Genomic DNA, 16,590 nt, shown 5'->3' on the forward strand with positions numbered 1-16,590 from the left:
CAACACAGCACCCCCAACACCACCCCACCGCGCGGCACCACCCCACCACCAGCACAAACACCACCACCGCACCACCCGGCCACAAACCGGCCCCCTCCCGGAGCGGGAGCCCCGCACAGGCCCCGGCACGGCGGAGCGGGCACGCGGTGGCCGGTCGGCCGCGAGGTGGAGACCGCGGTGGCAGGTCGGCCGCGGAAGCGTGCGGGGGGGGCATGGACGTCCGGCCCACCGCCGGGGCCCCTTCCGAAGGGGCCCCGGCGGTCCCGGTTCCCGGGGACGGCGGGGCAGCGGGAACGGCGGGGACGGCACCCGCCCCCGGGGACGTCCGGCCGCGCCACCGGGGACACGGGCGAGAGCCCCCCGGCCGCGATGGCGTCCCCTGGGGGCGAACCCTGACGAACTGCGCGTTCGGTGCGGGTCCGGCACCCTGGACGGATGGGCGTGTGGGACCTCATGCTGTCCGGCCTGGTGATCCTGCTCGGGCTGTGCGGTGTGCTGCTGCCCGGCGTCCCCGGGTCGTGGCTGGTGTGGGCGGGAGTGCTGTGGTGGGCCCTCAAGGAGCCGCGCACCCTGTCGTGGCTGGTCCTGGTGGGCGCCACGGTCGTCCTGCTGCTGGCCCGCGCGGTGCGCTGGGCGCTGCCGCCGCGCAGACGGCGTGTGGACGCGGCCGGCCGGCGGCTCGCGGCGTACGGGGGCGGCGGCGCGCTGGCCGGATTCGTCCTGCTGCCGGTGCTGGGCGCGATCCCCGGCTACCTCGGCGGCGTCTACCTGGCCGAACGGCTGCGTCTCGGCCGCCACGGCGAGGCCGTGGCGGCCGTGCGGACGGCGATGCGCTCGGGCGGTTCCAGCGTGCTGACGGAGCTGTTCGCCTGCCTGCTGGTCGCCGGGGCGTGGCTGGGCGCCGTCCTCGCCGGCTAGGGCCTCTCGTTGGGATCATGCCGGGCTCGCGGGCCCTGGCACCGCACCGCGCCGCGCCGTCGTCGGTCGCCGGGGCCCCGCCCCTACTCCCTCCCCCGCCTCGCGACGCACGGCGCCGGACCCCGCTCCCCGATCCGGCCCGATCCGAACGAAAGACCCCAGGACGGGCACGCCGACGAGGGGGTACCCCGAGGCACCCCCTCGTCGGCGTGCCCCGTGTCGGCGTGCCCGTGCGGCGGAACCGGGACCCCGGCACCCTGCGCCGGAAGGGACCCGCACCCTGCCCCCGGAAGGAACCCGCACCGTGCCACCCGGAACGGGGTCCGGGCCGTACCCGACCGGTACGGCCCGGACCCCGGCCATGAGCCGGCGCCCGCGGGTCAGCCGACGCGCGGGGCGTCGGGTCCGGCGCCCTCCAGGGCGAGCAGCCGCGTCTTGCGCTCCAGACCGCCCGCGTACCCCGTCATGGAGCCGTCGGCGCCGATCACTCGGTGGCAGGGCCGGAGGATGAGCAGCGGGTTGGCGCCGACCGCGCCGCCGACGGCCCGGACCGCGGCCCGGGAGGCCCCGATGCGCGCGGCGATGGCGCCGTACGTCGTGGTCGACCCGTAGGGGACCGCGTCCAGGGCCTCCCACACGCGCTCCCGGAAGGCGGTGCCCCGGGCGCGCAGCGGAAGCCGGAACTCCGTCAGCTCCCCCGCGAAGTACGCGGCGAGCTGCGCCTCGGCCTCCCGGAAGGGTCCGGGGTCGCGCCGCCACCCGTCCTCGACATCGCGCCCGCCCTTCTGCCCGGGCACGGACAGCGAGGTGATCGACCCGTCGGGGTCCGCGGTGAGGAGGAGCCGGCCGACGGGGCTGTCGGTCCCGGTCCAGTAGGTGGGGGCCCCGCCGCCGGTGATGCCGTCGGTGGTGGTCCCGCCGGTGGCGGCCGTGCCGGTGGCGGCGGCCTCGGTGCCGGTCTCGGTCGTGTTCATGAGTACTGCTCCCGCTCTCCTGCTGCGCGCAGGTGGTTCATGGCGTACGTGCGCCAGGGGCGCCAGTCGTCGGACAGGGTCTCGTCGGGGGGTGCCACGTCGGGGTCGCCGAGGGCGCGGGCGCGCACGGCGGCGGCGGTGCGCGCGTCCACGCCGGGCACGGCGCGCAGCGCACGTTCGGCCTCGTCGCGGTCGGCGCCCGGGTCGAGGCGCACGGTGCCGTCCGCGAGGGCGGCGGCCAGCGCGCCCACGGGGGTGCCGGGCTCTGCCCCGGCGAGGACGGCGGGCTCGGGGAAGAGGTGGGTCAGGCTGCCGCAGGGGGCGTCCAGGGGCGTGCCGTACCGCTGGACGAGCCGCGCGGCCTCCGCGGGCCCGGCGAGCAGCCGCAGGGCCAGTTCGCCGGGGTCGGCGGCGCCGGGCGAGCGCAGCCCGGGGCGGGCGGCGACCAGCGGGGCGAGCCGGGGGTCGGCGCCGAGGCGCTCGTCGACGGCGTACGGGTCGGCGTCCAGGTCGAACAGGCGCCGCAGCCGCTGGACGGCGGTGGTGAGGTCGCGCGGGTCGCCGAGGCGGAGCAGGGCGTCGAGCCAGCCGCCCCGGGCCGGTCCGCCGCGCGGGGCGCCGGGGCGCTCGTCGACGGCGACGACGGCGGTGCCGTACGGCAGCCGCAGGGTCCGGCGGTAGCGGCGGCGGCCGGGGGTGCCGCGCACCTCCTCGACGCCGGGGACGGCCTCGCGCCGGAGCAGGTCGAAGACGGGTCCGGCGCGGTACGGGCCCCGGTGGGCGAGCCGCAGGGGGATGCCGGTGGCGGGGGTGGCCGGGTCGCGGGCGGGCCGGGCGGCGGCGCGCAGCTCGCTCGGGGTGGCCGCGTAGACGGCCCGGACGGTGTCGTTGAACTGCCGCACGCTGGCGAACCCGGCGGCGAAGGCGATCTCGGTGACGGGCAGCCCGGTGGTCTGGAGCAGCACCCGGGCGGTGTGGGCGCGCTGGGCGCGGGCGAGGGCGACGGGGCCCGCGCCGAGTTCGGCGGTGAGCTGGCGCTGGACCTGGCGGGCGCTGTAGCCGAGCCGTCCGGCGAGTCCGGCGACGCCCTCGCGGTCGACGACCCCGTCGCCGATCAGCCGCACGGCCCGGCCGACGACGTCGGCGCGGACGTTCCACTCGGCGGAGCCGGGCACCGCGTCGGGACGGCAGCGGCGGCAGGCGCGGAAGCCCGAGCGCTGCGCGGCGGCGGCGGTCGGGAAGAACCGCACGTTGCGGCGGTGCGGGGTGACCGCGGGGCAGCTCGGGCGGCAGTAGATGCCGGTGGTCTCGACGGCGAAGAAGAACACGCCGTCGAAGCGTCCGTCGCGACTGCGCACGGCTTCGTAGCGGATGTCCTCGGGGTCCTTCGGCGTTCGTTCTCCCACAGGCCCAGTCTGCGGCACGGGGGGTGCGGGGGCTGGCGGATTTCGGACACCGCGTCCCGGGGCCCGGGGACGGTGTCCGGTGGTGGCGAGCGCCCGCCGCCCGGTCGGTGACCGGGCGGCGGGCGGCGGGCCGGGCGGGCGACGGGCCGGGTGCGCGCGGGGACGCGGGACGCGCCGGGGCCCGGGGCGTCAGCGGGGGCGCGCGCCCCGCTTGATCTCCATCGCGGCCCTCCCCTCCGCGCCCCGGCGCTTCCACTCCCTGCGCAGTTCGGCACGGACCCGGGCGTCGGTCCTGGCGACGATCCGCTGGTTCTCGCGGACCAGCTTGCGGTAGCTCTCCAGCCGCCGGTGCGGCAGCTCGCCCGCGTCGAGGGCGGCGAGCACCGCGCAGCCGGGCTCGCTCTCGTGGGCGCAGTCGTGGAACCGGCAGTCCCGTGCCAGCTCCTCGATCTCGGAGAAGACCTGCCCGACCCCCTCGCCCGCGTCCCACAGTCCGACGCCGCGCAGCCCCGGGGTGTCGATCAGGGTGCCCCCGCCGGGCAGGGTGAGCAGGTTGCGGGTGGTCGTGGTGTGCCGTCCCTTGCCGTCGACGTCGCGGATGGCCCGGACCTCCATCACGTCCCGGCCGGCGAGCGCGTTGGCGAGGGTGGACTTGCCCGCGCCGGACGGGCCGAGCAGCACGGCTGTCGCGCCGCCGATGACCGCGGTGAGGGTGTCGATCCCCTCCCCCCGCTCCGCGCTGACGGCCAGCACGGGCACGCCGGGCGCACTCGTCTCCACGTCCTGGACGGCATGGGCGAGGGTGGCGGGGTCGGGCACGAGGTCGGCCTTGGTGAGGACGACGACGGGCCGCGCCCCGGACTCCCAGGCGAGCGCGAGGAACCGTTCGACCCGGGCGAGGTCGAGATCGGCGGAGAGCGGTACGGCGACGACGGCGTGGTCGACGTTGGCCGCGAGGATCTGCGCCTCGGACCGCTTGGACGAGGTGGACCGCACGAAGGCGGTGCGGCGGGGCAGCAGCGCCCGCACGTACAGGGGGTCGGCGCCGCCGGGGTCGACGGCGGCCCAGTCCCCGGTGCACACGACCTTCATGGGGTCGCGGGGGACGACGAACTCGGTGTCGGCGCGGACGGCGCCGGAGGGGGTGACGACGTCGCACAGCCCCCGGTCGACCCGGACGACCCGGCCCGGGACCAGGCCCTGGGCGGCGTACGGGGCGAAGGCGGCCTCCCAGCCCGCGTCCCAGCCGTACGGGGTGAGCGGGTGCGAGGAGGACGGAAGAGAGGAGTGGTTCAAGGGAAACCCTTCGAAGGGCGGCCCCGGCAAGGCGCGTTCATCGACGCGCGGGGAAGGAGTGAGGTCAGCCGGAGGCCACGGAGGTGAACGGTACGGACAGCTGGAAGCGGGCAGGACCCGTCACGGAGACAGCCATCGGTCACACCTCCCAAAATCCTCGACTCGAACGGACGGCGCTCACCGAGCGCCCTCACCAACGCGGCACAGCCTAGGGTCCCCCGCGGCCCCGCGCCACCGCATTTTCCACGGGCCGCCTGCTGTCCGCATCGGCGCGGTGGGCGCCCCGTCCCCGCACGGCCACGGCCACGGCCCGCGATCGGCCGTCGTCCGGCACCGGGCCGCCCACGGCATCGGCGCCGCTCGCCCCCGCCCGGCCCGAGGCGACGCCTGAGGCCGACGGTGCCGCCCTCGCACCGGGCCGCACCCGGGTTCCGCCCCGGGTGAACACGCCCCGTGTCCCCGCGACGGTGCGCGGTACCGGCGGGCGGGTCAACTCCACTCGGAGAAGCCGCTGTTGGGCAGCAGTGGCGACCCGAGCGCCCCGGCCGACGGGATCCCGTTCCGGACTCCCCACCGGAGACGTGACCATAAGATGCCGTGATCATGGACGGTATCGCGGGGAACGAGATGGTCGCCATCCCGTCGGGACGTGTGACGCTCACGGACCGGCGGACGAGCCGGAGTTGGTCGATCGGGCTCGCGCCCTACCGGCTCGCGGCCTTCCCCGTCACCCAGGAACTGTACGCGCGGGTCACGGGACAGCGGCCGAGTGCCGCCCGGGGGGAGCGCCTCCCCGTCGAGTCCGTCTCCTGGTGGGACGCGGTGCGGTTCTGCAACGCCCTGTCCCGGCAGGAGGGGTTCACCCCGGCCTATCACTTCCGCTCCGACGGCGAGGGGGTCGAGTGGGACGGCTCCGCCGACGGGTACCGGCTGCCGACGGAGGCCGAGTGGGAGCACGCCTGCCGCGCGGGCACGACCGGGCCGCACTACGCGCCGCTCGACGAGATCGCCTGGTACCGCGACAACTCGCGGGAGAGCATCCACCCCGTGGGCGGCAAGCGGCCCAACCCCTGGGGCCTCCACGACATGCTCGGCAACGCCTGGGACTGGTGCTGGGACGTCTACGACGCCGAGGTCTACGGCTCCTACCGGGTGCTCCGGGGCGGCGGCTGGTTCGACGAGCACTGGAGCTGCCGGGCCTCGGCGCGACGCCGCAGCCATCCGACGTTCCAGGTCGACGACGTGGGCTTCCGCCTCGCCCGCTCCTACGGGTGACGGGCGGTCCCCATGGGATTCCCGCGCGAGGCGCCCCGGTGAACACGCCTCGTCCGCACCCCGGTTGGCCGTCGCCCGCCCGCCACGCCGTACTCCGTCACCGGGCCGACGGGCCCCAGGGCCGGGATGCCCGCCACGCGCGAAAGGCCGGGCTCAAGGGAAGCGGACGAAATCCGCCCTCCACCGGATCAAAACCCCGGCCCCCGCCCTGTGGTCCCCGCGCACGCGGGGGTGGTCCCGTGTCCGCGATGTCGTCGGCCCGGGGGCCGAGGTGGTCCCCGCGCAGGCGGGGGTGGTCCTTACGAGGAAGTCGAGACCGCGGGCACGGACCTGTAGTCCCCGCACGTGGGGGTGGCCCCGGAGAGGACCCGGCGGGCCTGTCCCTCCGGACGTAGCACCCGCGCAGGCGGGACCGATCCCCGTAGGCCACCACGGAGATCCTCCGGGCCGAGTGACCCCCACGCGCAGGACCGGCCCCCCTGTTCGAATAGCGATGCGTGCGGGAATCACGTACCCCCGCACGCGGGGGCCAGGCTTCCCGAGCGCCCCGTCGGCCCCGGGTGCCCCCGGCGGGAACCCCCGACCTGGCCGCATCCCCCGAATCCCCCGAATCCCCCGCGAGACGGGGCTCCGGACCCCAGCACCCGCATTCGCACTGACGTTCCAAAACGGGGTGGTGAACGGGCCCGCGCGCGCCCCCGGGCGGCTCCGTCGTGCGCGTGGCGCACCACCATCCGCCGTCGTCCATGACTTGCCGCCTCACCGGTGTGGCCGCAGCATGGACTTCATTCCGGCGAGAGACGGCCGGTGGCGAGCGTCCCACCCACTCGGCGGCCTTCGACCACGGAGGACCCGGACATGGCCCGGTATTTCGAGAACAGCAGTGACGCACTGGTGTCCGACGCCCTTGAGGGCTTCGCTCTCGTCCATGACGACCTGATCACGTTCGATCCGCGGCACGGTTACCTCCTCGCCCGTGACACCGCACCCACTCGGCGGGTCGCGCTCGTCTCCGGCGGTGGCGCCGGGCACGAGCCCATGCACACCGGCTACGTGGGGCGCGGCATGCTCGACGCCGCCTGTCCCGGCCGGGTCTTCGCCTCACCGCACAACCGGCAGGTCTACGAGGGCTCCCGGGCGGCGGCCCGGCCCGGCGGCGTGCTGCACATCGTGAAGAACTACACCGGCGACCGCATCAACTTCGGCATCGCCGCCGAACGCCTGGCCCGCGACGGCATCCCCTGCGCCCGCGTCCTGGTCAACGACGACCTGGCCTCGGACGCGGACGGCATCGCGGCCGGCCGGCGCGGCACGGGCGGCACCGTCCTGATCGAGAAACTGCTCGGCGCCGCCGCCGACTCCGGACTCGGCCTGGACGAGCTGCGGGAACTGGGCGAACGCCTCTCCGCCCGCTGCCGCACCCTCGCCGTCGCCTCCGCCGCCCACACCGCTCCCACCCTGGGCGAACCCGCCTTCCGGCTCGGCGCCGACGAGATCGAGTACGGCGTCGGCATCCACGGCGAACGCGCCCGCGCGACCGCCCGGCAGGGCCCTCTCGACGCACTGGTCGACCGCATGTCGACCGAACTGGTCGCCGCGCTCGAACCGGAGCCCGGCAGCACCCTCCTCACCCTCGTCAACGGACTCGGCGCCGTGACGCCGCTGGAGCTGTACGCCATCCACCGCGAGCTCCACCGGGCGCTCGGCCGGCACGGCCTCTCCCCCGCCCGCACCCTCGTCGGCGACTACGTGACCGCCCTCGACATGCGCGGCTTCTCCCTCACCCTGCTCGTCGCCGACCCGTCGGACCTCCCCTACTACGACGCGCCCGTGCACACCGCCGCGCTGCGCTGGTGAGCCGCCCCCCGACAGCGGGGCGGCCCCGGCCACCGACCTCCGGGAGCCCTGATGACCAGCACCCTCCCCGACGCCTTCTCCGGCGAACTGTGGATACGCCGCTTCGCCGACTCGGCCCGCGCCACCGAGCCGCAGCTCACCTCACTGGACCAGCAGGTCGGTGACGGCGACTTCGGCACCAACCTGGTCCTCGGCACCTCGGCGGCCCTCGCCCGCCTGGGCGCCCTCACCGAACCGGACGACTCCGCCGCCCTGGACGCCGCCGCCACCGCCTTCCTCGACGAGGTCGGCGGCACCAGCGGCCCCCTGTTCGGGCTGCTTCTCCAGTCACTGGCCACCGCGGTGGCACCCTCCGGCGCGACCGCGACGGCGCTCGCCGTCGGCGTCAGCGACGGACTGGCCGCCATACGGCGGGTCGGGGACGCCTCCCCGGGTGACAAGACCCTGGTCGACGCCCTCACCCCGGCCGCCGAAGCGCTCCGCACCGCCTCCGGCACCTCCGGGACCGGCCCGGCCCTCGCCGACGCGGCCCGCGCGGCCTGGCGGGGCGTGCGCGAGACGGCACGGCTGCGGGCGAGCATGGGCCGCTCCAGCTACCTGGGGGAACGCGCCGAGGGCATCCCCGACCCCGGCGCGGTCGGTGTCGCGCTGCTCTTCGCCTCCGCCTCGGACGTGGTCCGGGACATAGGGCCCCACCTGGACGGCGACCGCCCCGGGGAGAGCCCCGTCCACGCCGCGCGGTGAGCGTACGGCGCCGTCCCCGGGCGGCTACGGAGCAGGGGGCGGCACCCGGTCCCTGACCCACGTCAGGAGCTGCTCGGCGTGCAGCGCGGTCACCCACAGATCGGCCCGCCCGGCGTCGTTCTCGTCGGCGAGCGGGCCGACACCGAGCACCTTCAGCCCCGCCCGCCGCGCCGACTCCACTCCGGTGAGGGAGTCCTCGACGGCGAGCGCCGCCTCGGGGCGCACCCCGCAGAGCCGGGCCGCCGTCGCGTAGACGTCCGGCCACGGTTTGGGCCGGACGGTGCCCGCGCCGTCCTCCTCCCCGGGGCTTCCGCCCGCGCCGCCACCGGGCGCCCCGTCGGCGCCGTCGGCACCCTCGGGCCTCCCGTCGGCACCCTCTGCGGCCCCGGGGACCTCCGCCGCGTCCGGGCTCCCGGCGGCGTCCCCGGGGACCTCGGAGGGCACCACGACGTGCTCGAAATGGCCGCGCAGCCCGGCCCTGCCGAGGCTCTCCTCGACCACCACCAGCGGACAGTTGCTGGCCACCGCGAGCGGCAGCCGGCCGGAGAGGGCGCGGACGAACTCCACCGCGCCCGGCATGGTCAGCGGCTCCTCGGCGACGAGCGCCAGGAAGTGGCGCAGCAGCGCCTCCGCCAGGTCGGGGGCCAGATCGGGCTTGTTCGTCTCCTGCGCCATCATGCGCCCGCAGTCGAGGTAGTGGACGCCCTTGGCCCGGTCGGCGAAACCCCGGGGCGGCCGGAGGCCGAACTCACGGAACGCCCGGTTGCGCGCGTCCTGCCAGTGCCGCTCGCTGTCCATCAGGGTGCCGTCGCAGTCGAAGACGACGGCCTCGGGCGACCAGTCGAGAAGTGGGTGTGCCGTTGCGGACACGGTGACCTCCTGGGGGAACGGGCGGTCGCGCCCATGGCGGGACCGCGGTTCGAGGGGCTGCGGCTACTCGTGCCGGACACGCCGGGACCGTCACCGTCCCCGCCGGCGCCCGATAGGCACAACTGCCTGCATTTCGGGCTTTAGCCGCAAATGGAATGCGCTGTGCCAGCCACGGTATTTCCGTTGCGCAGCGTGAGGCAATCACTACTTAGAGCGCTCGACCGCGAGAAGGGGCGGGTGTATGGGCGCGCGGTGGCGGCGTGGACACGTGTCAACTGACACACAGTCAGAGAGGCACCCATACCGACAAGTTGGGGCATATTCACCAGGCACACCACACGGTCCTGTGCGTGAGTCGCATCCGGCGGCCGGACGGGAGGACGCCCCCGAATGGAGCCCACGGCCACCCGGACGCGCCCACACTCGAAAGGAATGCGCAATTGCGACACGCCGGGGCGGGGGCGGCGGCAGGGCACCGGGGGGCGGCCGATCACCGACGTCGGGTGGCGGAAGGGGTGGCGGAGCACGATGGACGAGCGGCGGACGGCGGACAGTCGGCGGCGGAGCGCGATGGCGGGTGACCATCGGCGGAAGGCGGGTGGCGATCGGCGGGCGAGGCGCGGGGTCCGCGTCGCGCCCCTCCGACCGGCCCGACGGTCCCCTCCGCACCCCGGCGACGGGCGGGCAGGACGTCACACCCGCCCCGTTCCCTCTCCCGCCCCCTTTCCCGCCCCCGGCCGGACCGCCCTCCTCCTCCCTCCCCTCCCCGCCCGGCGCCATGGCGACCCGGTGCCGCGAGCCCCCGTCACCCGGCCACCCGGGCACCCGTCCGCCCCGCGGCCCTCCACCCAGCCGCCCGGCCCTTCGGGCGGCCCGCGCGTCACCCGCGCGGGATCACGACGCCCTACCCGCCGGCCCGGGTCGCCCGCCCGGCCACCGCACCACGGTCGACGGGGACGAAGCACCGCGTCCGACCGGCGTCCGTCCCCTCCGTCCGCCTCCCCGACGACGACCGCGGGGCCCCGGAGCCGGCCCGGGGAGCGGCGGAACCGGGGGCCGGGCATGACCCCCACCGCCCCCGGGGAAGGCTCGGCACGACCGGGGACCGCCCGGCCCGGGCGGTGAACCGGTCGCGTTCCGTCCGGGAACCGGGCGTACTCCGGTCGCGTCCCGTCCCCGGGGTGCCGACTCGGGTCAACCGCCCCTGTCCCGTGGCGGAAAGGGGCATCATGACGGCGGGGCATTCGGGAGGGGATGCGGATGACGGACACCTCGCGGAACACGCCGCCGGATCGGGCCCGTGCGGTTCTCGACCGGATCGCGGACTGCACCGTTCCGCCCGGCTCGGCGCAGTACACGGGTCCGCGCGGCGCCGAGTTGGACGAGCTGGTCGAGGAACTCCGTTCCCTGGCGGACGGGTTCGCCGGTGACGACGCGCAGGCGCCCCTCCGGGAGCTGCTGGGGGCCCGGCTCGGGGTGCTGCTGGGCATCCGGTACGTCCTCAATCCGGACGGCAAGGAGCCCTACGGCGGCGGTGAGCACGAGGACCCCGATCTCGGCCGGGCGCGCGAACTCCTCGACCGCGCACGGCAGTCGGTGCTGCTCGGCCCCGAGGACCGGGCCACCGCGCGCCGCAACCTCCTCAACCTGCTGGCCTCACGGCTGGTGTGGCTCCAGGAGCGGATGCGGACGCTGGGCATGGCGGACGCGCAAGGGGTGCGGCTGCGCGACGTCGAGTGGGCCGGGGAGGTCGGCAGGCCCAGGGACCAGGGCGGCACGGGCCTGATGGAGGACACCGGCTTCCTCGTGCGACTGCTCCAGGAGGATCCCAAGGACGAACTGACCACCGCCAACCGGGAGATGCTGGACCTCCTCGCCGCCACCATGCACGCGGCCGAACGCAACGACATGCGGACCCTGCTGACCCTGGCGCGGCAGATCCTGCGGAACAACCCCGGCGCCCCCTCCCTGCTGGGTCATCTGGTCGGCTCCGTCGCCCCCGCGCTGGCCTCCTCGCTTCCCGGTGGCGTCCTCCCCTCCGGCCCGGAGGCCGGGAACGCGGCCACCGACGGCACCGGCCCGAACGGCACGGCCACCGGAGCCGGAGTCGGCACCGCCACCGGCGCCGGTCTGGACGCCCTCTGGGAACTCCTGGCCTTCACCGAGGCGATGACCCCCGGCACCCTCGAACCCGGCGAGGTCCCCCGTCTCATCAGCACCCTGACCGGCCGCCCCGATCCGGCCTCGCCGGACCCGGTCCCCGGACCGCCCCCGCTGTCCGGCCGCATGGTCGCCGCCCTGACCCATCTGAACCAGGCCACCCGCACCGGCGACCTGACGGGGATGAACAGCGCCCTGACGCTCCTCCACGAGGCCTTCGGCGCCGGGGAGTTCGACCAGCGGCAGTCGGCCGAGTGGCTGCTGCCCGTGGTGGCGGGCACCCTCATCGCCGCGTCCATGACCGGAGGCAGCCTCCAGGACGTGGAACTCGCCGAGTCCGTCCTGGGCGACCTCGACCGGGCCCTCCTCTCCGACGGCTCCCCGAACAGGGTCTCGCTCCAGGTCAACACCCATGTCGTGCGGCTGCTGATCGCCCTCCAGCGGGCCATGGACGACCGGGACCCGGACGGCATCGAGTCCGTCCTGCTGGACCTCCACGACCTGGACGACGCGGTCCCCGACGGCGAGCCCTGGCTGCGGGTGCTGATCTCGTACGCGCTGGGCACCGCCTCGCTGGCGCTGGCCCTGCACACCGAGGCGCTGCTGGACCTGCGCACCGCCATGCACCACTTCGAGCAGGTCCTCGACACCGAAGTGGAGATCCCCGCCCTGCAGACCATGATGGACGCGTCCTGGGCACCGCTGCTGTCGATGATCGCCCTGGTGGAGCAGGACCCGGCCCGCATCACGGCCGGCATCGCGCGCAGCCGGACCGCCCTCGGACGGCCGGGCGCCACCTTCGACTTCGAGGCGCGGGTACGCCTGGGCATCGCCCACGCCCTGGACACGCTGCACGGACTGACCGGAGACCCCGGCGCGCTGGACCAGGCCGTGGAGGAACTGGTGCGGGCGCGGTCCGCCCTGCCCGCCGACTCCCCCGGCGAGGCGTCCGTTCACGCCACCCTGGCCCGGCGGCTGGCCGCGCGCGCCGGGACCGCGCCGGGCACCCCGGCGGGCGCGGCCGACCTGCGGGACGCGGTGGCCGCCGCCCGGGACGCGCTGCGGGCCACGACGGACGACGTGCTGCTCCAGTCGGGCGTCCGGCACGGGCTGCGGATGGCCCGGCAGGAGGCGGACCTGGGCTGTACGGCCGCCCTGTGGGCGCTGGAGGCCGGTGACGCCGGGGAGGCGGTCGGCTGCGTGGAGGCCGGGCGCTCCCTGGTGCTGCGGGCGGCGGCGGTGTCCCTCGGGGTGGCGGAGCGGCTGGAGGCGCTGGACGCGCACGACCTGGCGGAGCGGTGGCGCGCCGCCGCCCGCTCCACCGCCGGACGCTCCACCGCCGGACGCGCCGACGCCGAGTACCACTCCCCCGGCGGGCAGGCGGCCCCCGGGGGGCCCGACGGGGCGGGCGGACCGCGCACCTCCGCACTGGCAGAGCTGCTCTCCGACGCCTCCGGGGGCGGACCCGCCCTGCCGGGCGACGTACGGCGGCGGTCGCTGGCGCTGCTGCGCGGCCGGGACCGCCCGGCCGACGAACCGGCGGACCGCACCGTGTCGGCGCTGCGCGCCGGGCTGGTGCGGTCCCGGGCGGACGCGCTGATCCATCTGGTGCCGGGGTCCGGCACCCGGGACGGCGCGCTGCTGGTCGTCACCCCCGAGGGGCCGGTGCGGGCCCTGGTCTCGCCGCTGCTCTCCGAGGCGGGCCGGGGTCCGGTCGCGGAGTACCTGGCGGCGGGCGCGGCCTGGCAGCGGCTGGAGGCCGCGGGCGCCGGGGCGTCCGACCGGGAACGGCACGGCGCCGAGCGGGCCTGGTCCGACGCGCTCGACGCGCTGTGCGACTGGGCGGGCGGTGTCCTCGCCCCCGCGCTCGGCGAACTGGGCCTGTGGGACAGGGCGTTGTGCGAGTCCGGGCTCCGCCCCTGCCCGGACGGTCCCGGCCGTCCCGCCGACGGGGAACCGGACGCGGGCACCGCCGCCGCGCCCCTGCCCCCCGGTGCGCGGCCCTCCCCGGACCTCCGTCCCGCCCCGCGCCCCGGCGCCGGACCCGCCGCCCCTCACGGGGCCGCCACTCCCCCCGCTCACGGCGGGCCCGGCTGCGCCCCCGTACGGCTCGTCCTCGTGCCCTGCGGCGAGCTGGGCGTCGTCCCCTGGCAGGCCGCCGAGGTCGGGCCGCTGGTGCCGTCCGACGGGGGCGAGCCCGTGCGGCTCTGCGAGGTGGCCGTCGTCACCCACGCGGCGTCGGGGCGGGAGTTCCTCCGGGCGGCGGCGCGGCGGCGGATGCCCCCGGCCGGGCGGCCGGTCCTCGTCTTCCACGGGTACGACCTCACCTGGGCGGAGGAGGAGGTCGAGATCCTGCGGGACACGCACTACCCGGACGCCGAGGTGCTCACCGAGGACGAGGGGACGCCGCCCACTCCGGAGGCGGTGCTGGCCCTGCTCGACGGCGGGGACGGGCCCGCGGCCTCCCTGGTGCACCTGGCCTGCCACGGACTGGCCGGACCCGACCCGGCCGCCTCCGCGCTGCGGCTGGCCGACCCCGGGCCGGACGGGGCCGACGGGGCCGATCTGACGCTCAGCGCGCTGCTGGACCGTCCGTCGGCCGGGGCGGACCGCGTCGCCGGGCCGCTGGTGGTGTGCAGCGCGTGCGAGACCGACCTCACCACCCGCGACCACGACGAGGCGCTCACCGTCACCTCGGTCCTGGTCCACCGGCTGGCCGCCGACGCCATCGGCTCCCGCTGGCGGGTGCCGGACCGGGGCTCGGAGATCCTGATGGTGGTGCTGCACGACCGGCTCGCCGCCGGGCTCGCCCCGCCGGACGCGCTGCGGGCCGCGCAGCGCTGGATGCTCGCGCCGCCGGAGCGGCGGGGACCGGTGGCCGGACTGCGGGCCCTGTCCGGCCGCCCGCCCGCCCAGCACTTCCGGGACCGGCCCGAGGCATGGGCCGCCTTCGTCCACCAGGGCAACCCGGCCCCGGCCGGACCGCTTCCCACCGCATTGGAGGCAACCCCGTGAACCCCGACGACCTGATCACCTCCCTGAGGGAGAACGCCGAGCTGCTGCGCGGCGAACTCGACGACGGCACCCGGGAGGAGGTCGTCTCGGTCCTGCGCCTGCTGCACGGCGAGGCCGCCGCCGGCCGGGCCCAGGGCGTCGCCCGGGCCCTGCGCCGGCTGACCCGTACGCTGTCCGTCCTGCCCCCCGGGCACCCCGTATGCGCCCACCTGGGCACCCGGCGGTACGCGATCGGGGGGCCGACGCTGCCGTCGGCCGAGGAGATGGCCGGGGCGGCGCGGGTCACGGAGCTGATCGACATTCTCCGCGAACCCCCGCCGGAACCGGGCGAGTTGCGACGGCGGGCGCGGGAACGGCTGCTCGCCGTGCCGTCGCTGTCCGGGGAGGAGCACGACCGTCTCCTCGCCCGGGACCCCGACGGCGGCACACCGGCGGACGGGCCACCGGCCGACGGCACACCGGCCGACGGGACGGCACCCGGCGACGGCGCCCCCGACGCGCCCTCCGCCGACGGTGCCGCGCCCCCCGCCGGCACAGCCCCCGCCGACGGTCCCGCCTCCGCGCCCGGCGCCCCGCCGCCCGGCGTGCTGCGCCTCGACGACCCCGGCGGCGGCCCCCGTTACCCCCGCTTCCAGTTCCGTCCCGGCACCGCCGAGCCGCTCCCCGTCGTCCGGCGCATCAACGAACTGCTCCGCGCCGACCGCGACCCGTGGGGCGCCGCCGACTGGTGGCTGGGCGGCAACGCCTGGCTGGCCGGGGTCCCCGCCGACCTCCTCGGGAGGCTGCCGGACGACGAACTGGTGCGCGCCGCGGCGGAACTGGTGGAGGCGGGCTGATGGGCGGCTACGTTCCTCCCCGGGGCGCTCCCATGGAGCCGCTGTTCACCGGCCTGCCCGCCGGGTCGCTGCTCTGGCGGTGCCATGTCGACCAGTACGCCGTGGGCGAGTTCAACCCGGTCCCGGCGCACGAGTTCTTCAAGGGCAGCCGCTTCGACTCCACCGAGAAGGACCCGTACCCGTACCTGTACGCGGCCCTGGACCCGGTGACCGCCCTCGCCGAGGTGCTGCTGCGGTCGGTCGAGTACGGCGCGCGGCCGGGCGGTGGCGGCGAACCGGTGATCGTGCGCCAGATCCCGTGGGCTCAGGCGTCCCGCTACGTCCTCTCGGCGGTGCGCACGGTCGAGGAGGTGCGTCTGGTGGACCTCACCACCGCCGAGGGGCTCGCCGCGGTGTGGCAGGACGACTGGCTGGTCACCAGCATGGACTACGCGCAGACCCGCTACTGGGTCCGGCTGATAAGGGAGCACAGTCCCTCGGCACAGGGACTGTGCTGGGGGTCGAAGCGCTGCCTTCCGCGCAGGGCGCTCCAGTTGTTCGGCGACCGCGCCGGAGGGGTCCTGGACCCCCGGCCGCAGGAGTGCCACCGGCTGGACTCGGCCGCCGGTCTGCGAGAGGTCAACCGGCTGCTGGCGCCGCTGCACGCGGTGGTGTCCGAGCCCGAGGGCTGAACCGCCGCCCCGCCCCGTCCCGCGCCCGTCGGCGGCCGGGGCGGGGCGGTCCACCGGGCGCGGGCCACGCGGCGGCTGGTACTACTGGGTGCATGCAGGAAGAGATCGCACGCTCCGCCGTCGACACGTTCGTCTCGGCGTTCAACGCCTCGGACGACGGCTACGTCCCCTCGCTGCTCGCGCAGGCGCTGACCTCGGACGTGGTCCTCTGGGGGCCGCTGGGCCGCAGTGAGGGGATCGAGGCGGTGGAACGGTTCGTGGTGGACATCCGGCACCATCCGGCGGGCGCCGGGACGATGGTGCGCTGCTCGGCGGTGGACGTGCCGGGTGAATGGGCTCGCTACCAGTGGGTGTTCACCACGCCGGACGGCGGCCCGCGCCTGGCCGGAACGGATGTCGTGCATCTGCGGCGGAACCTCATCGACCAGATCATCGTCTTCGCGGGCGGGATCGGACTGTCGGGCACCTGAGCCGCCGGACCCCGGCCCCTCCGGCCCCGGAGCCCGCGGCCACGCCGTCGGCCGTCCCGTGTCCCCCCGGCACGCGGCCCGGCACGCGGTCTCCGTCC

The 16,590-nt window shown here is 76.5% G+C and carries 12 protein-coding genes; 8 read left to right on the forward strand and 4 right to left on the reverse strand.

All coding sequences use genetic code 11. The features are described from left to right. Window positions 1-435 precede the first annotated feature (435 nt). Entirely contained in the window at window positions 436-918 is a 483-nt protein-coding gene (locus ACZ7LB_RS30820) for a DUF456 domain-containing protein (protein WP_471472812.1), read from the forward strand. Window positions 919-1,298: 380 nt separating this feature from the next. Here ACZ7LB_RS30820 and ACZ7LB_RS30825 read toward each other — a convergent pair whose 3' ends face one another. From ACZ7LB_RS30825 to rsgA, 3 genes are all read right to left on the reverse strand, one after another. Further along, complete coding sequence (locus ACZ7LB_RS30825; RefSeq protein ID WP_471472814.1) at window positions 1,299-1,892, reverse strand: methylated-DNA--[protein]-cysteine S-methyltransferase; 594 nt, start codon at window positions 1,890-1,892, stop codon at window positions 1,299-1,301. Beyond that, window positions 1,889-3,298 (reverse strand): AlkA N-terminal domain-containing protein, encoded by a 1,410-nt coding sequence (locus ACZ7LB_RS30830; RefSeq protein WP_471472816.1) that lies wholly within the window; start codon window positions 3,296-3,298, stop codon window positions 1,889-1,891. The genes ACZ7LB_RS30825 and ACZ7LB_RS30830 overlap by 4 nt, the downstream gene beginning before the upstream one ends. A 189-nt stretch (window positions 3,299-3,487) precedes the next feature. Then, window positions 3,488-4,594, reverse strand: a complete 1,107-nt coding sequence (gene rsgA / locus ACZ7LB_RS30835; protein ID WP_471472818.1) for a ribosome small subunit-dependent GTPase A — start codon at window positions 4,592-4,594, stop codon at window positions 3,488-3,490. A 603-nt stretch (window positions 4,595-5,197) separates the two neighbouring features. On the opposite strand from rsgA, the gene ACZ7LB_RS30840 reads away from it, so the two are divergent. The 3 genes from ACZ7LB_RS30840 (at window position 5,198) to dhaL (ending at window position 8,470) form a co-directional block, all read left to right on the forward strand. After that, window positions 5,198-5,869 carry a formylglycine-generating enzyme family protein gene (locus tag ACZ7LB_RS30840; RefSeq protein WP_471472820.1) on the forward strand — a complete coding sequence of 224 codons (672 nt, stop codon included), beginning with the start codon at window positions 5,198-5,200 and terminating at the stop codon, window positions 5,867-5,869. Window positions 5,870-6,727: 858 nt separating this feature from the next. Next, window positions 6,728-7,726: a dihydroxyacetone kinase subunit DhaK gene (locus tag ACZ7LB_RS30845; protein WP_471472822.1), complete on the forward strand. Its 999-nt coding sequence runs from the start codon at window positions 6,728-6,730 to the stop codon at window positions 7,724-7,726. A 48-nt stretch (window positions 7,727-7,774) separates the two neighbouring features. Next, window positions 7,775-8,470 (forward strand): dihydroxyacetone kinase subunit DhaL, encoded by a 696-nt coding sequence (gene dhaL, locus ACZ7LB_RS30850; RefSeq protein WP_471472901.1) that lies wholly within the window; start codon window positions 7,775-7,777, stop codon window positions 8,468-8,470. A 24-nt stretch (window positions 8,471-8,494) separates the two neighbouring features. Here dhaL and ACZ7LB_RS30855 read toward each other — a convergent pair whose 3' ends face one another. Continuing rightward, window positions 8,495-9,340, reverse strand: coding sequence for an HAD family hydrolase (locus ACZ7LB_RS30855; protein WP_471472824.1), 846 nt, complete (start codon window positions 9,338-9,340; stop codon window positions 8,495-8,497). A gap of 1,260 nt (window positions 9,341-10,600) precedes the next feature. Here ACZ7LB_RS30855 and ACZ7LB_RS30860 point away from each other — a divergent pair. The 4 genes from ACZ7LB_RS30860 (at window position 10,601) to ACZ7LB_RS30875 (ending at window position 16,492) form a co-directional block, all read left to right on the forward strand. Continuing rightward, window positions 10,601-14,515, forward strand: coding sequence for a CHAT domain-containing protein (locus ACZ7LB_RS30860; protein WP_471472826.1), 3,915 nt, complete (start codon window positions 10,601-10,603; stop codon window positions 14,513-14,515). Further along, entirely contained in the window at window positions 14,512-15,351 is an 840-nt protein-coding gene (locus ACZ7LB_RS30865) for a hypothetical protein (protein WP_471472828.1), read from the forward strand. The genes ACZ7LB_RS30860 and ACZ7LB_RS30865 overlap by 4 nt, the downstream gene beginning before the upstream one ends. Further along, a complete protein-coding gene (locus ACZ7LB_RS30870; RefSeq protein WP_471472830.1) occupies window positions 15,351-16,022 on the forward strand; it encodes an RES family NAD+ phosphorylase in 672 nt (223 codons plus the stop codon). Before ACZ7LB_RS30865 ends, ACZ7LB_RS30870 begins: the two co-directional genes overlap by 1 nt. 92 nt (window positions 16,023-16,114) lie before the next feature. Continuing rightward, complete coding sequence (locus ACZ7LB_RS30875) at window positions 16,115-16,492, forward strand: nuclear transport factor 2 family protein (protein WP_471472832.1); 378 nt, start codon at window positions 16,115-16,117, stop codon at window positions 16,490-16,492. The last annotated feature ends 98 nt before the right edge of the window (window positions 16,493-16,590 follow it).

The organism is Streptomyces sp. NPDC107521 (assembly GCF_055598485.1).

Excerpts from the sequence above, each read along its gene's own strand:
- ACZ7LB_RS30860 (WP_471472826.1), top strand. The coding sequence starts at position 10,601 with ATGACGGACACCTCGCGGAACACGCCGCCGGATCGGGCCCGTGCGGTT.
- ACZ7LB_RS30820 (WP_471472812.1), top strand. The coding sequence starts at position 436 with ATGGGCGTGTGGGACCTCATGCTGTCCGGCCTGGTGATCCTGCTCGGG.
- ACZ7LB_RS30825 (WP_471472814.1), bottom strand. The coding sequence starts at position 1,892 with ATGAACACGACCGAGACCGGCACCGAGGCCGCCGCCACCGGCACGGCC.
- ACZ7LB_RS30845 (WP_471472822.1), top strand. The coding sequence starts at position 6,728 with ATGGCCCGGTATTTCGAGAACAGCAGTGACGCACTGGTGTCCGACGCC.
- ACZ7LB_RS30840 (WP_471472820.1), top strand. The coding sequence starts at position 5,198 with ATGGACGGTATCGCGGGGAACGAGATGGTCGCCATCCCGTCGGGACGT.
- ACZ7LB_RS30875 (WP_471472832.1), top strand. The coding sequence starts at position 16,115 with ATGCAGGAAGAGATCGCACGCTCCGCCGTCGACACGTTCGTCTCGGCG.
- ACZ7LB_RS30870 (WP_471472830.1), top strand. The coding sequence starts at position 15,351 with ATGGGCGGCTACGTTCCTCCCCGGGGCGCTCCCATGGAGCCGCTGTTC.